The organism is Haloarchaeobius marinus (assembly GCF_051207415.1).
In the GTDB taxonomy this organism is placed as follows: domain Archaea; phylum Halobacteriota; class Halobacteria; order Halobacteriales; family Natrialbaceae; genus Haloarchaeobius.
Genome location: NZ_JBPKGD010000004.1, coordinates 262403 through 275887, shown reverse-complemented (window position 1 = coordinate 275887; position 13485 = coordinate 262403). Strand labels below are relative to the sequence as shown.

Genomic DNA, 13485 nt, shown 5'->3' with positions numbered 1-13485 from the left:
GTCTAGCGTGCCTCCTCGAATCGGTTTATAGTTTGTTGCATCGTCCACTCCCGTCCAGTCGCTGTCCCGTTCCGCGGTGGGGCCGGCGTCGACGACCGACGAGGCCCCCTCACGGGCGCCTCAGTGTCCATGGTCGTGGTCGTCCGCATCCGGCCCGAACGGCGTCTCGAGCCACTCGGTGAACGTCTCGTGGTCCTGCGTGGCCAGCCACTCCAGTTCACGGACGTTCAACCGTATCTCGTACCCCAGTTTCGGCGCGCTAACGTGGAGCAACTCGGTCCCGTCCTCCACGACCTTGGTCACCCTCGCGAGCGCGAACTCGCTGCTGACGGTGACCGGTTCGTCGCGCTCCTCGCCGTCCAGTTCCGGCACCGGAACCGCGGTGTCACGGTCCAGCGCCTCGGCACGGGCCGCCATCTCCTCGGTGTCCTGCCAGGAGACGCTCTCCAGTGCGATGGCGTCCATCGAGACCGACTGGCCGAGCGTCTCTGCCGTCAACTCGAGGCGCTCGCCCATGGGGGTGAACACCTTCTGGGCGGTCACGACGTGCTCCTCGTCAGCCACGTGGAACGGGTCGCCGGCCGGCCGGGTCGCGTTCCGCATGGTCAGAAGAACACCGAGATGTTCTTCATCGGCAGGACGGTGTGGTCGAGGTGGATGTCGCGCTCGGCCAACTTGAGGTCGTCGTCCACCCGCCGAAGCGTGTCGACGCGCTCGGCCGAGAGCACCGTCCCGTCGGTGTCTTCACCCTGCCCGCGGTACAGCAGCAGATTCGTCTTGACGGTGAGTTCGTCGCCGTCCACGTCCTCGACCCGGACGTTGGTGACGAAGTGTCGGGTGCGCGACGGCGGGTCCTCCGACCAGGCGAACTCGGACTGGAAGCGCTCTACGCGGGCTTCCAGGGTGCTGTAGTCCTCGCGGTAGTTGTAGCCCTCGACGCTGAACTCGGACCGCTCCGCCGTCTTCTCTCGCGAGACTCGTATCGGCATGTCGTAGCGGACGTCCTCGGTCAGCATGGTGAGCCACTCCTCCAGTTCCTTGTCGTCGAGCAGTTCTGCCTCGCGGTTGTAGAACGCCACGCACTCGTAGTGCCGTTCCATCTCGCTCTTGCGTTCGGTCGTCTCGCTCATGGTTCTAGACGTGGTCCTCCGGGTAGCGCATACCGACTTCCTGTCCGGTCATCGCCTTGTACCAGTTGCCGTGGAAGGTGCGACAGGTCCCCTCTTCGAGGTTGGTGTCCCAGGCGGTGCCGGGGCCGTCCCAGTCGTCGTCGATGCTGGCGGGACTGACGTCCTCCATGCCCATCTGGTAGTTCATCTCGAATCCCTCCTTCTCGACGAACACCGAGCCTGCCGCTTCGGCGATGCCGTCCCAGACAGCGAAGTCGTCCTGCTCGAAGTTGCCCGAGGGGCTGAACGTCCCCAGCGCGACGTCGTAGGCGCGCTGTTTGTACTCGTCCGACGCGGCGGCAGGGGCGAGCACCCAGCTCCAGGCCTCCATCTGGCCGGGAGCGACCGGTTGCCACTGGCGGAACGACAGGAAGCCGTCGAGGTCCTTGTCGGGGTCGTTGGTCGCCGCGAGGTGGATGAACGAGAGGTTCGGGAAGATGGTCCCGGTCGCCGCACCACAGGCCGCCGCGACGTCCGTCTGTGCGTCGTCGAAACTCGACGTGTCGACGTACTCCTTCGGGTAGCCGAAGTATATCTCGTCGTCGGGGTCGAGCAACCGGAGACTCGTCGAACCGGAGTCCACGTGCGTCACGTGGCGCTGGGTCTCCTGGCCCGCCGTCCCGGAGATCTCCTCCGCGCCGAAGCCGACCTCGAACACCGACCGGTGTGCGAAGCCGGTGTGGTAGGAGTCGGCGGAGAAGTTGTCGGCGCCGGACTTCCAGTCGCTGTCGGCGCGCCACCGGTGGGGTTCGCCGACGACCTCCATCCCGCCCTTGGCGACGTCGAGGTGGATGTCGAGGAACCACTTGAAGTCGCCCAGGTACTCCTCCAGGCCCGGGCCGTCGCGGCTGAGGGAGGCGAACACCATGCCCTTGTAGTTCTCGACGCGCGGCGCACCGTGCATCCCCCACTCGCTCGGGTCGAGTTTGTCGTACGCCTTGTGTTTCAGCGGGATGCCGGCGAGTTCGCCCGTGTTCTTGAACGTCCAGCCGTGGTACGGACACCTGAAGTGCGAACTGTTCCCCTGTTCGGCACGACAGAGCTTGCTCCCGTGGTGGGTACAGGAGTCGAACAGCACGCGAATCTCGTCGTCCTCGCCGCGGACGAAGACGAACGGGTCCTTCCCGATGTAGCGCTGTGCGTAGTCTCCGGGTTCGGGAATCTCGGTCTCGTGGCCGACGAACACCCAGTTCTCGCCGAAGATACGTCGAAGCTCTGCCTCGAAGAGTTCCTCGTCGTTGTAGACCTTCTGCGGCAACCGTCCCGATTCGAGTGCCTGCCCGTGCTGGTCGATGATACGCTGTGCCCGGTCGGAGATTTCGAACTCCATCCCCAGCGAAGAGGGGTCCCGTCCCTCATCGTGCGGGCACGCGTCTTCTTCCGTTGCCATGTGGTGACAATACTACTCCTAGGACTTAGTGATTCGCGTCGACATAGGAGGGATTTATCAGCAGTCGTGGAACTTCGGCGCACGGTTGCGTATTCGACCGGGGAGGCCGACGTCCACGACCGGAACCGCGTGAACGCGTCCTCGGCGCCGAGGGAACCGACGTTCACTACGGGCGCTGTTCGACGGGACGGGACTGGTCTGCTGTCCCGACCCGCGTTCGACGCCACCTCCGTTCGACTACCGAATCGACGTCAGTTCGTCTTTCAGCACGCTGCCGCCGCTCGGGTTCCGTGGAATCTCCGGGACGAATGCCACCTCCCGTGGTCGCTTGTAGTCGGCCAGGTGGCTCTCCTTGCAGAACTGCTCCACGTCGTCGGCGTCCAGCGACGCATCGGGTTCGGTCACGACGAACGCCTTCGGCGTCTGGCCCCACTCCGGGTGGGAGACGCCGAGTACGGCCACGTCGTCGACGGCCGGATGGCCGAGCAGGACGTTCTCGAGTTCGCTCGGATAGACGTTCTCGCCGCCGCTGATTATCATGTCGTCCTTGCGCCCCTCGACGTAGAGGTAGCCGTCCGCGTCGCGCCGTGCCAGGTCGCCCGTGAAGTACCAGCCGTCCACGAGGACCGACTCGGTCTTCTCGGGCAGGTTGAGGTAGCGGTCCATCACCGACTCGCCCTCGACGACCAGTTCGCCGGTCTCGCCGGGGTCCACCGTCGCGCCCGGGTCCGGGTCACCGTCCGGTTCGACCACCCTGACTTCCTGCCCCATGTGGCCCGTCCCGCAGGACCCCGGCCGTTCGTGGCTCTCCTCGGGCGGGAGCGTCGAGACGGGTGGGCCGACCTCGGTCGCGCCGTAGACGATGGAGTGCGTGTCACAGAGCGTCTCGTGACACCGGTCGCGCAGTTCCTCGGTCAGCGGTGCGCCCGAAACCCACCAGAAGCGCATCGAGTCGAGGTCGGAGTCCGACTCGGCTGCCGCCTTCGAGATGCGGTCGTACTGTGCCGGAACGCCGCCGAGAACGGTCACGTCCCACTCCTCGATGGCGTCGAGCGTCAGTTCGGGGTCGAACCGCCTGAGGACGATGCTCGGAACGCCGAACTGGACGAACGGCATGAACCCCGTGTACAGCGGGCCACTGTGGAACAGGGGGAGGGGATTGCAGTTCACGTCGTCCCGGCGGAGGCCGAACTCCGAGACGACGTTCACGTTCACGAACACGCGGTCCGAGTGGGTGTGGACGACACCCTTCGGCCTGCCAGTACTACCCGACGTGTAGAAGTAGCCGTCCTCCGCGTCTGCCCCCACCGTGATTCCCGGTGGCGTCGTCGAGGAATCCGCGAGGTCCTCGTAGCTGTGATACTCGCCGTGGTCGCCGACGGTGACCACGTCGACGTCTCGGGCCGCCACCGTGTCCTCGATTCCATCCAGTTCGGCCAGCAGGTCCGGTTCCGCGACGAGGCAGGCGGGGTCGGCGTCCGTCAGCACGTGTTCGACGTCCGCCGCGTCGAACCGGACGTTGATCGGTACCACCGGTGCCCCGATCTTCTGGGTGGCGAAGAGCGTCTCGACGAACTCGATGGAGTTGTGCGAGAGGACGGCGACGGGGTCACCGAACCCCACTCCGTGGTCGAGAAAGCCGTTGGCGACTCGGTTTGCGGCCTGGTCCAGTGCAGCGAACGACCGGGTTCGCGTCTCGTCCGCCGAGAGACACGCGACTGCGAGGTCGTCTCCGAAACGCGCCGCTGACTGGGCCAGCATCTGTCCCATGTCCATTGTTATCACGTTATTCCCGGTGGTGACGGAATAAACATACCGGTAGAACCGATTCGGCAGTTGACATTCCCCGGATTCTAGCAGATAGTGACCAGGTTATATATATTTAGCTATCGTACCAATCCTTGTTCCATGCCATTTGATACCACTACCCGGAGGGATTTCCTCAGGGCGAGTGCTGGCGCGGCCGCTGCCGCCCAGTTCACCACGGTGACACTCGCTTACCAGGAGCACTCCGGACAGCAGGTTCGAGTCGTCATCAGGCGGGACGAGTACGGGGTCCCACACGTGTTCGCGCCGGACGCGAGCGGACCGGAGGCAGTGTTCTTCGGCTACGGATACGCCTCGGCCGCCGACAGACTGTTCCAGCTGGAGCTGTCGCGCCGGTTCTACCACGGCACCGTCGCGGACGTTCTCGGCCCGGACTGGGTGGATTTCGACCGGGCCGCGCGGGTGAACCGGTCCCTCCAGCCGAGCGTTTCGGAACAGCTCGAAACGCGACTCGACGACGAACACCGGTCCGTCCTCCAGGGGTACACGGAGGGCGTCAACCGCTACATCGAGACGGTAGAGACCTCGGACGAGCAGTTCCACAAGGGGTTCGTCGACAACGACTTCACGCCCGACCGGTGGACCGCAGAGGAGGTCGCGGGTATCTTCGTCGCCGTGATGGAGTTCTTCAGCAACTTCCAGCTGGAGACGCTCGGTGCCGCCGTCTTCGGCAGTCTGGAATCGGAGTACAGCACGGAGCAGGCCCGCGAACTCTTCGCGGACGTGCAGTGGGGTAACGACCCTGGGGCACCCACATCTGGCGCGGCCGCGTCCGGTTACACCCCGCCGTACACGCCGTCCGGTCCCGGGTCGGACGAGGAGGAGACAGCGTCGGCAGACGTAGCTGACGGGGACGCGGTCGCTCCCGAACCCATCGGCACCCACCGCATCCCGAGCGACCCCGAGGGCGTTCACGAGGCGGAGATGGAGCGCCAGCGCATCCTCGCGAAGGGGCTGGACGCGCTCGGCCTCCCCATCAAACTCGGGAGCAACGCACTCGCCGTGAACGGCGAGAACACCGAATCCGGCGACGCCATCCTCTTCGGCGGCCCGCAGATGGGCTTTTCCTCCCCCTCGGTCATGTACGAGGTCGGACTTCACGGACCCGACATCGACGTGACCGGCAGCACCGTCGCCGGGTTCCCGTTCGTCATGTTCGGACACAACCAGCACGGCGCGTTCACCAGCACTGCGGGCCTCGACAACGCCGTCCAGACCTTCGTCGAATCCATCGACACCGGTGGCGAACAGCCGACCTACACCTTCCGGGGCGAGGAACTCCCCGTCGAACGTCGGACCGAGTCGATTCCCGTGGCTGGCGGCGACGACGCCTCGGTGACCATCCGGCGGACTCGACACGGCGTCGTCACCAGCTGGACTCCGGAGGAGAACGAGGCCCTCGCCATCGACCGCGGGTACGAGGGACGGGGGCTCGACAGCCTCCGTGCGTTCTACGACGTGCAGTTCGCGTCCACCGTCTCCGAGTTCGCGGCGGATGCGAGCCAGTGTACCCACCCCATCAACTTCATGTGGGCGGACGAGGCGGGCGACATCGGGTTCTTCCACCTCGGCCGATACCCCGACCCCGAGCAGGTGGACTGGGACCTCAGACTCCCGGCGGACGGGACCCGGCACGACCTGACCCCAGGGGACTACCGGAGTGCCGCCGACGGCGACACCCCGTTCGTCGTGAACCCGGACCGGGGGTTCACCGCGAACTGGAACAACAAACCAGCGCCGGGGTGGAACAACGGCGACCTCAGCTACGCCTGGGGGACCGACCACCGCGTCCAGCGCATCATCAACCTCGTCACGAACCGCATCGACAGCGAGGGCGCGGTCTCGTACGAGTTCATGAAGGACATCGTGCGCGACATCGCGTTCGTGGACCTGCGGGCCATCCGCTACAAGGGTGCCCTCGTCGACGCACTCTCGAACGCGGACCTGAACGAGACCGAGCAGCAGGCCTTCGAGGCGCTCCGGTCGTGGGACGACTACCGACAGGCGGACGGCGAGGACTTCCTCGGCACCTATCCCGTCGGTTACACCGTCTTCGACGCGTTCTTCCCGCACCTGCTTCGGCGGACGTTCGAACCGACGTTCGGGTCGGCGTTCCAGTTCTCCAGGGGCGTGTTCTTCAACTACCGGTACGGGCGCCCACTGCTGATGCGTGCGCTCCACCCCGACGAGGCCGCGCTCGAACCCGCCGTCGACTACTTCGACGGGGAGCCGGAGACGGTGATGGTGGCGGCGTTCCGTGACGCGGTCGCCGACCTCGAATCGGAGTTCGGGAGCGACGTCGGTTCGTGGCGTGCGGACGCCATCGTGGACCGACTCGACAACATGGCCCTGTTCGGGATGCCCATCGGCGTCGGCGACGCCGGGAACATGCCGTTCTTGAACCGCGGCACGGAGAACCACTTCGTCAGGCTCGACACCGACGAGGCGAGCCAGACCTTCACCGCCGAGAACGTACTCCCACCGGGCAACTCGGCCTACGTGGCGCCCGACGGCACGCAGGACGAACACTACGCCGACCAACTCGAAGAGTTCCTCGACTTCGAGTACAAGACGCTGCTGTTCACACGCTCGCAGGTGTCCAAGAACCAGGAATCCACCCGGTCGGTCCATAGCGACTACGACGGACGGGGTGCCTGACCGGGTTCACCCGTCTTGCTCGTGGCGGGGGACGCGCCGACGAAGACGACGAACCCGATTATCCGGGCGAGTTGCCCACCGACGAAGCCCATCGGCAGCGCGACGCCGCCGTACTCGACCGTCAGAACGAGGGGAGGACCTCGTCCACGAACTGCTCTAACTGCCCTTCCTGGTCCTCGCCACCGAAGCGGATGATGAACTCCTTGCACCCGCGGTCGTTGAAGTCCTCGATCCACTCGATGAGGTCGTCGGCGTCGCCGCTCGGGCCCCACTCCAGGGGGTCCTTCCCCTTGTAGAGGTGGGGGTAGTAGGTCTCGATGTACTCTGCCATCTTCTCGTCGGCGGCGTCCGTGTCGTCGTCGATGGTCATCGTGACCTGGAACGTCGTGTGCACGTCGTCGGGGTCGTAGCCGTTGTCGTTGGCGTAGTCCGCGATGGCGTCGATCTGGCGCTCGTACTCGTCGGGGGCGTGGCCGAGACCGGCGGCCATCCAGCCGTCACCGAGTTCGACGATGCGCCAGGCGGCGCGGTTGACGACCTCGTCGCTCGCGGTGCCGTGGTGGGCCGGGTTGGAGACGACGAGAATCGGTGGGTCCTCCTGGACGGGTTCGAGGTCACGGACCTCGGGGCCGCGACGGAAGTCGACGTCCTCGTACTGGTAGATGTCACCGTCGTAGTTCAGTTCGCCCTCGCGCCAGAACTGCTTGAATATCTCCAGTTGCTCCTCCAGCATCTTGGCGCGCTTGCGGTAGTCGAGGCCGACCGCCTCGTACTGCTCCTTGCAACCGGGCGTCGGCGGCCCCATGCACGCCCCGAGGACCATCCGGCCGTCGGACAGCATCTCGAGGCTGTTCCACGCCTGCAGGAACTGGATCGGGTTCCGAAGCGGCGTTATCATACAGCCGGTGCCGAGTTTCACCTCGTCGGTCCCCCGGGCGAGGTGACCGAGGAGGCTGATCGGTTCGAGGCGCGGCCTGTCGAGGAGGCTGTCGCCGACCCAGACCGAGTCGAAGCCGTTCTCCTCTGCCAGTTCCCCCATGCGCATCATCTTGTCGACGGTGTAGCTCTCCACCAACAACGGCTCGCGATTGTTGATGTTGATACCGAACTCTACCATTTCCTTCTGGGATACGGAAACCCCCGAGTTAATACTTACCACGTCTATGTGGGGGTGGACGTATCGTACGGGCTCCGACAGGTACTCGTCGCCCCTCTCACTCGGATTCGTAGCGCGCCTCCAGCGCCTGTATCTCGGCGAGACCCGTTATCTCGTCACGGCCCTCCCACGAGACGAGGCGGTCCAGGAGGTGCGTCTGGGTGCCGGTCTCCAGAATCTCCCCGTAGAGGTCCTGGAGCGTCTTGCAGACGGCCTTGAACCCGGTCGCCGGGAACAACACGACGTCGAAGCCCAGCGCTCCGAGTTCGTCCGCGGGGAGCATCGGCGTCTTCCCTCCCTCGGTCATGTTGGCGACGAGCGGTGCGTCGAGTTCGCGGCCCACGCGGGCGAGTTCCGCCCGCGACTCCGGGGCTTCGACGAACAACACGTCTGCGCCGGCCTCGTGGTAGGCCCGTGCGCGCTGGAGTGCGGCGTCGAGTCCGTCCACCGCTGCGGCGTCGGTGCGAGCGATTATCTGGAAGTCGTCGGACGTACGCGCGTCCGTCGCCGCGTGGAGTTTCTGGACCATCTCTGACGTCGGAATCACGTCTTTGGACTCGAAGTGGCCACAGCGTTTCGGGAACGTCTGGTCCTCGACGTGGATGCCTGCCACGCCTGCTCGCTCGAACTCCTCGACGGTGCGCCGGACGTTGATTGGGTTCCCGTAACCGGTGTCGGCGTCGCAGAACACCGGAACGTCCACTGCGCCGGCCATCTGGCGCGCCCGCCGCACCATCTCGGTCGCTGTGGTCAACCCGACGTCGGGGCCGCCGTGGACCGACGTCGAGACGCTGGACCCACTCATGTAGACGACGTCACCGCCGGCTTGCTCCACGAGAGACGCAGAGAGCGCGTCGTACCCGCCGAGGGCGATGGTCGGGTCGTCCGATTCGACGAGCGCGCGGAACCGCGCCCCTGCTGTCCGCGTCCCCGCCTCCGTGGCTGGTCCGGAATCCGTCATCTTTCACCAAGCAGGAAGCCCCGCCGTTTACGGCGGGGAGGAATGCGACACTTGACTGTCTGTCCCATTATTGCGCCTCCTCGGTGTCGAGCGCCTTTGCGCCCTCTAACATCAGGCCCTTCCACGTGTATCCGCGGTCGTCTTTGAGTTGGGTTAGCCATTCGTACTGTTCGTCGTCTACCTCGAACCGAACCGATTTGCTCACACATGTTTATCGTTTCCGTGCAATTTATGTGCTTTGGTTGCGTACGCTGTACTGTCGGATGCCCGCCGGAACCACCGCCACGAAAACGCTCCAGGCCACGCTCGCGCCACCGCCGGCGCACAAAGAGCACCGACTTCAGCGGACCGTGGCCACGTACCGCCGCGCCCTCGAAGACGCCTTCGAGAGTGGCGCGGACACGCAGACGGCGGTCAACGATGTCGTCACCCCCTACACCCTCACGTTCTACGCCAAAGACGCGCTCAAGAACTACGTCCCGAAACTCCGGAACACGTACGACGCTCGTGAGATCGAAGACGACCACCCCGTCCGGTTCACGAACCGGGGGTTGCGTCTCGACCACTCCGAAGACCGCGAACACGAGTTCTGCTGGCGCGTCCCGCAGGCCGGACGTGGCAACGCCTTCTGGATTCCGCTCCGCATCAACCCCGCACAACGCGAGCTGTGGGACGACCTGCTCGACGGTGACGTGACGCCCTGCGAGTTCCGACTGCAGGAACACCGCACCACCTGGGAGTTCCACGTCACCGTCGAGTACGAGGTTGCGGCCCCCGAGGAACCAGACGACCCGACGCCGGTCGGCTTCGACATCGGCGAATCCAACCTCCTGACGGGCTGTGCCCTGACGGACACTGGTACTCCGACCCGACCCATGCTGTTCGACGGCGGGCGGGCGCGACGGCTCCGCAAAGAGATGTTCACGACCCTCCGCCGACTCCAGGAACGCGGCGCCGCCGAGTGGCGCGTCGACGAGCGGTTCGACCACTATCAGAACGCGCTCACGGACATCGTCGAGAAGGCGTCTCGGCAGGCCGTCGAGTACGCCAAACAGTTCGAGCGCCCGGTAATCGTCCTCGAAGACCTCTCGAACATCCGTGAGGGCTTGGACTACGGCAAGTGGATGAACCGGCGGTTGCACACCTGGGCGTTCGCGCGTCTCACCGGACGTATCGAGGATAAGGCCCTCGACGCGGGTATCCCCGTTCGGAAGGTGAACCCGGCGTACACGTCCCAGACGTGCCACGAGTGCGGACACATCGGGTCGCGGTCGTCGCAGGCGGCGTTCCGCTGTACGAACGACGAGTGTTGGGTGACGGAATACCAAGCAGACATCAACGCGGCGGCCAACATCGCTGGCCGCCTCGACCCGTGGGGAGAGAGCCTGCCGCTGAACACGGCGGGCGATGACTCGCCACAGGACGGGAGTGCTTGTGACAGCACCACGGGACACCGGGAGACGAGTCGGAACCCCCGACAGACGACTCTCTCGGAGTACGTCCCGGAACCTCCTCGAACGACGAGGCTTCCCTTGTAGGAAGCCCCGCCCTAATGGGCGGGGAGGAGTCACACAGCCACCTTCGAAGCCGAGGCCAAAAACCGCGTGGGTACCTCGCTGGCTCCGTCCCCCGCCCGAATCCCGAAGCGTTTAGTTCGCCTACGGCCTCAACTCGTGCAATGTCACTGTACACGCGGGTCAGGCCGGTTCTCTTCTCCCTACCGCCGGAGACGGCACACGAACTCGGCAAGAAGACGATGCGGGCGTCCCAGCAGTTCGGCGTCACCCGGCGACTCGTCCGGAAGCAGTTCCGCTACCGGCACCCGAAACTGCAGGTCGAGCGGTTCGGGCTCACCTTCCCCACACCGGTCGGTGTCGCTGCCGGGTTCGACAAGGACGGCGAGGTGACCCACACCCTCGCAGACCTCGGTTTCGGATTCACCGAGGTCGGGACCGTCACGCCGTTCCCGCAGGACGGCAACCCCAGACCTCGCCTCTTCCGTCTCCGGGAGGACGACGGGATGATAAACCGCCTCGCGTTCAACGGCCAGGGGGCCGACCGGGTCGCCCGCCGCCTCGAGGCCGACGGTCGCCCGGACGTACCGGTCTCCGTCAACGTCGGCAAGATGAACGACTCCGACGCAGAGGACGCCATCGACGACTACCGCTACGTCTTCGAGACCCTCTACGACCACGCCGACTACTTCGTCGTCAACGTCTCCTGTCCGAACACGCCCGAGGAGTACGACGAGCAGAGTCCAGAACACCTCGAAGCCATATTCTCGACGCTCGACGACGCGAACGACGACGACAAACCCGTCCTCGTCAAGGTCGGCCCGGACTCCCGCGCCGATGACCTCGCGGACCTCGTGGACATCGTTCACGACTTCGACGTGAGCGGCATCGTCGCGACCAACACCACCACGGACCACTCCGGCCTGCAGTCCGAGGACGCCGACGAGTGGGGCGGCGTCAGCGGCGAACCCCTCGAAGAACGCGCGACGGAGACGGTCCGGACCCTCGCCGGACTGACCGACCTCCCGATCGTGGGCGTCGGCGGCGTCCGCGACGCCGAGTCCGCCTACCGCAAGATTCGGGCGGGGGCGAGCCTCGTCCAGCTCTACACCGGGTTCGTCTACAACGGTCCCCGGACTGCCTACGACATCAACACCGGGCTCGTGGAACTGCTGGACAGGGACGGCTTCGACTCCATCGAGGAGGCCGTCGGCGTGGACGTCTAGTCCGTCTTCCTGCTCACTGCCACCCCTTCGCCGATGGGCAGGACGACCGTCTCGAAGTCCCGGTCGTCGCGGACCGTCGTCAGGTAGTCCGCCACGCCCGCCGTCGAATCGTTCAGGTCACCGGCCTCGCGTCCTTCGAGCGTCGCCAGCAGGCCGTCGAACTGGATGGACGTGCTCACCATCGCGTTGTCGGCGACGACGAGTCCACCCGGGTTCACCCTGTCCCGAACCGCGTCGAAGGCGTCCCGGTAGCGGGACTTCTGGTGGTCGATGAACACGACGTCGAACGACTCGAAGTCCGCGACGACGTCGTGTGCGTCGCCGACCGTGAACGTCGCCCGGTCCGCGACCCCGGCCTCGGTGTAGAACTCCTCGGCCTGCGCCACGTTCTCCTCCTCGACGTCCGTCAACACGACCGCCGCACCGCCGAGGACGAACCAGTACCCCGAGTAGCCGTACCCCGACCCGAACTCGAAGACGCGCTCGGCGCCGGTCAGTTCGGTCAGCAGGCGGCACAACTGGCCGACTTCGCGCCCGACCGTCGTCGGGCCGTGCGTCTCGCCGTATGCTTCCATCGCCGCCACGGTCTCGTCTGCCTCGGGTGCCATCGCACGCACGAACCGCGCCGTCTCCGCCGGTATCACGTCGTCCATGTCCGTTCGTACCGACGGCGAGCCGATAAATCCGTCCCCGGAGCACCCAGCCCGAGACGCCAGTCCTGGCGCTACCGTCGCGCCCGCAAGAGCACCTTCAGGTTGGCGAACGACGCCATCCCGTCCTCGTCGTGGGTGACGTCGTAGAGGTCGCTCGCCCCGTCCGGCGGGTCCGCGAACAGGGATTCGAGTTCGCGCCTGTTCTCCTCGGGCGTGTCCAGCTGGATCACCCAGTCGCGGTAGTCGATGGTCTTCTTGACGACGAGCGTCTCCTCGACCGAGAACCCAGCGGCGTCGACCCACTCGCGCCACTCGGACTCCCGGTGCGAACGACCGTGTGAGGGGTCCCGCAGGCGTTCGACCCGGTTCAGGAACGAATCCAGGTCGTCGTCCTCGGGCGCGATGTTGTCCTCGAACGCGAACACGCCGCCGGGTTCGGTCACCCTCGAAACCTCCTCGACGAACGCTTCCGGGTCGGGGAAGTGGTGTGCGGCGATGCGGCATGTCACCGCGTCGAACGAGTCCGCGTCGAAGGGCAACCGCTCGGCGTCGGCCACCACGCCCTGCACGCCGGGGAACTCGGTCTCCGCGGTCCGGACCATCTCCGGCGCGGCGTCGGTCGCCACGACCGCCGCCGCGCCCCGGTCGAGCACCGCGCCGGCGGTGTGACCCGCACCCGTCGCCACGTCGAGCGCCCGGTCGGCGTCCGCACACCACTCCGCGAGGGTGTCCAGGTCGTCGCCCGCACGGTGGACCGCGCTCTCGACGTAGGCCGAGGCGTGCTCGTCGAACGTCTCCGCAGCAGCGCGCTTTCTCCCGCTGTCGTCGGTCATTGCATCCACGATTGCCCGCGGGTGTGAAGTGGTTTTCCCCGACCTGCTCCGCGGAGTGTGCTGTCCGCGACCCTCGCAGAGAACACGACCCTGGGACG

The 13485-nt window shown here is 65.9% G+C and carries 12 protein-coding genes; 3 read left to right on the top strand and 9 right to left on the bottom strand.

Annotated features, from left to right (window positions below):
- Positions 1–120: 120 nt before the first annotated feature.
- The 4 genes from ACSC1W_RS16220 to ACSC1W_RS16205 all read right to left on the bottom strand — a co-directional run bounded on the left by ACSC1W_RS16220 (position 121) and on the right by ACSC1W_RS16205 (position 4335).
- Positions 121–603 carry a hypothetical protein gene (locus ACSC1W_RS16220; protein ID WP_435348630.1) on the bottom strand — a complete coding sequence of 161 codons (483 nt, stop codon included), beginning with the start codon at positions 601–603 and terminating at the stop codon, positions 121–123.
- 2 nt (positions 604–605) lie between these two features.
- Positions 606–1130 (bottom strand): aromatic-ring-hydroxylating dioxygenase subunit beta, encoded by a 525-nt coding sequence (locus tag ACSC1W_RS16215; RefSeq protein WP_435348628.1) that lies wholly within the window; start codon positions 1128–1130, stop codon positions 606–608.
- A 4-nt stretch (positions 1131–1134) separates the two neighbouring features.
- Positions 1135–2559, bottom strand: coding sequence for an aromatic ring-hydroxylating oxygenase subunit alpha (locus ACSC1W_RS16210; protein ID WP_435348627.1), 1425 nt, complete (start codon positions 2557–2559; stop codon positions 1135–1137).
- 237 nt (positions 2560–2796) lie between these two features.
- Positions 2797–4335, bottom strand: coding sequence for a class I adenylate-forming enzyme family protein (locus tag ACSC1W_RS16205; protein ID WP_435348626.1), 1539 nt, complete (start codon positions 4333–4335; stop codon positions 2797–2799).
- Between the two features lie 132 nt (positions 4336–4467).
- On the opposite strand from ACSC1W_RS16205, the gene ACSC1W_RS16200 reads away from it, so the two are divergent.
- Positions 4468–7044 carry a penicillin acylase family protein gene (locus ACSC1W_RS16200; RefSeq protein WP_435348625.1) on the top strand — a complete coding sequence of 859 codons (2577 nt, stop codon included), beginning with the start codon at positions 4468–4470 and terminating at the stop codon, positions 7042–7044.
- A 121-nt stretch (positions 7045–7165) separates the two neighbouring features.
- On the opposite strand, the gene ACSC1W_RS16195 is transcribed toward ACSC1W_RS16200, so the two are convergent.
- From ACSC1W_RS16195 to ACSC1W_RS16185, 3 genes are all read right to left on the bottom strand, one after another.
- Positions 7166–8161: an LLM class flavin-dependent oxidoreductase gene (locus tag ACSC1W_RS16195; protein ID WP_435348624.1), complete on the bottom strand. Its 996-nt coding sequence runs from the start codon at positions 8159–8161 to the stop codon at positions 7166–7168.
- A 97-nt stretch (positions 8162–8258) separates the two neighbouring features.
- Positions 8259–9161, bottom strand: a complete 903-nt coding sequence (locus tag ACSC1W_RS16190) for an isocitrate lyase/PEP mutase family protein (RefSeq protein ID WP_435348623.1) — start codon at positions 9159–9161, stop codon at positions 8259–8261.
- A 67-nt stretch (positions 9162–9228) separates the two neighbouring features.
- A complete protein-coding gene (locus ACSC1W_RS16185) occupies positions 9229–9366 on the bottom strand; it encodes a hypothetical protein (protein WP_435348622.1) in 138 nt (45 codons plus the stop codon).
- A gap of 58 nt (positions 9367–9424) precedes the next feature.
- Here ACSC1W_RS16185 and ACSC1W_RS16180 point away from each other — a divergent pair, with 58 nt between their 5' ends.
- Both ACSC1W_RS16180 and ACSC1W_RS16175 read left to right on the top strand, forming a co-directional pair.
- Positions 9425–10699 (top strand): RNA-guided endonuclease TnpB family protein, encoded by a 1275-nt coding sequence (locus ACSC1W_RS16180; protein WP_435348621.1) that lies wholly within the window; start codon positions 9425–9427, stop codon positions 10697–10699.
- A 140-nt stretch (positions 10700–10839) separates the two neighbouring features.
- Entirely contained in the window at positions 10840–11901 is a 1062-nt protein-coding gene (locus tag ACSC1W_RS16175) for a quinone-dependent dihydroorotate dehydrogenase (protein WP_435348620.1), read from the top strand.
- Here the strand turns inward: ACSC1W_RS16175 and ACSC1W_RS16170 are convergent.
- Together ACSC1W_RS16170 and ACSC1W_RS16165 are read right to left on the bottom strand one after the other, a co-directional pair.
- Entirely contained in the window at positions 11898–12554 is a 657-nt protein-coding gene (locus tag ACSC1W_RS16170; RefSeq protein WP_435348618.1) for an O-methyltransferase, read from the bottom strand. The genes ACSC1W_RS16175 and ACSC1W_RS16170 overlap by 4 nt on opposite strands.
- 71 nt (positions 12555–12625) lie before the next feature.
- Positions 12626–13387: a class I SAM-dependent methyltransferase gene (locus ACSC1W_RS16165; RefSeq protein WP_435348617.1), complete on the bottom strand. Its 762-nt coding sequence runs from the start codon at positions 13385–13387 to the stop codon at positions 12626–12628.
- Between the last annotated feature and the right edge of the window lie 98 nt (positions 13388–13485).

Bases quoted from the DNA above. Each gene is read 5' to 3' on its own strand.
- ACSC1W_RS16220 (WP_435348630.1), bottom strand. From the start codon at position 603: ATGCGGAACGCGACCCGGCCGGCCGGCGACCCGTTCCACGTGGCTGAC.
- ACSC1W_RS16215 (WP_435348628.1), bottom strand. From the start codon at position 1,130: ATGAGCGAGACGACCGAACGCAAGAGCGAGATGGAACGGCACTACGAG.
- ACSC1W_RS16210 (WP_435348627.1), bottom strand. From the start codon at position 2,559: ATGGCAACGGAAGAAGACGCGTGCCCGCACGATGAGGGACGGGACCCC.
- ACSC1W_RS16205 (WP_435348626.1), bottom strand. From the start codon at position 4,335: ATGGACATGGGACAGATGCTGGCCCAGTCAGCGGCGCGTTTCGGAGAC.
- ACSC1W_RS16200 (WP_435348625.1), top strand. From the start codon at position 4,468: ATGCCATTTGATACCACTACCCGGAGGGATTTCCTCAGGGCGAGTGCT.
- ACSC1W_RS16195 (WP_435348624.1), bottom strand. From the start codon at position 8,161: ATGGTAGAGTTCGGTATCAACATCAACAATCGCGAGCCGTTGTTGGTG.
- ACSC1W_RS16190 (WP_435348623.1), bottom strand. From the start codon at position 9,161: ATGACGGATTCCGGACCAGCCACGGAGGCGGGGACGCGGACAGCAGGG.
- ACSC1W_RS16180 (WP_435348621.1), top strand. From the start codon at position 9,425: ATGCCCGCCGGAACCACCGCCACGAAAACGCTCCAGGCCACGCTCGCG.
- ACSC1W_RS16175 (WP_435348620.1), top strand. From the start codon at position 10,840: ATGTCACTGTACACGCGGGTCAGGCCGGTTCTCTTCTCCCTACCGCCG.
- ACSC1W_RS16170 (WP_435348618.1), bottom strand. From the start codon at position 12,554: ATGGACGACGTGATACCGGCGGAGACGGCGCGGTTCGTGCGTGCGATG.
- ACSC1W_RS16165 (WP_435348617.1), bottom strand. From the start codon at position 13,387: ATGACCGACGACAGCGGGAGAAAGCGCGCTGCTGCGGAGACGTTCGAC.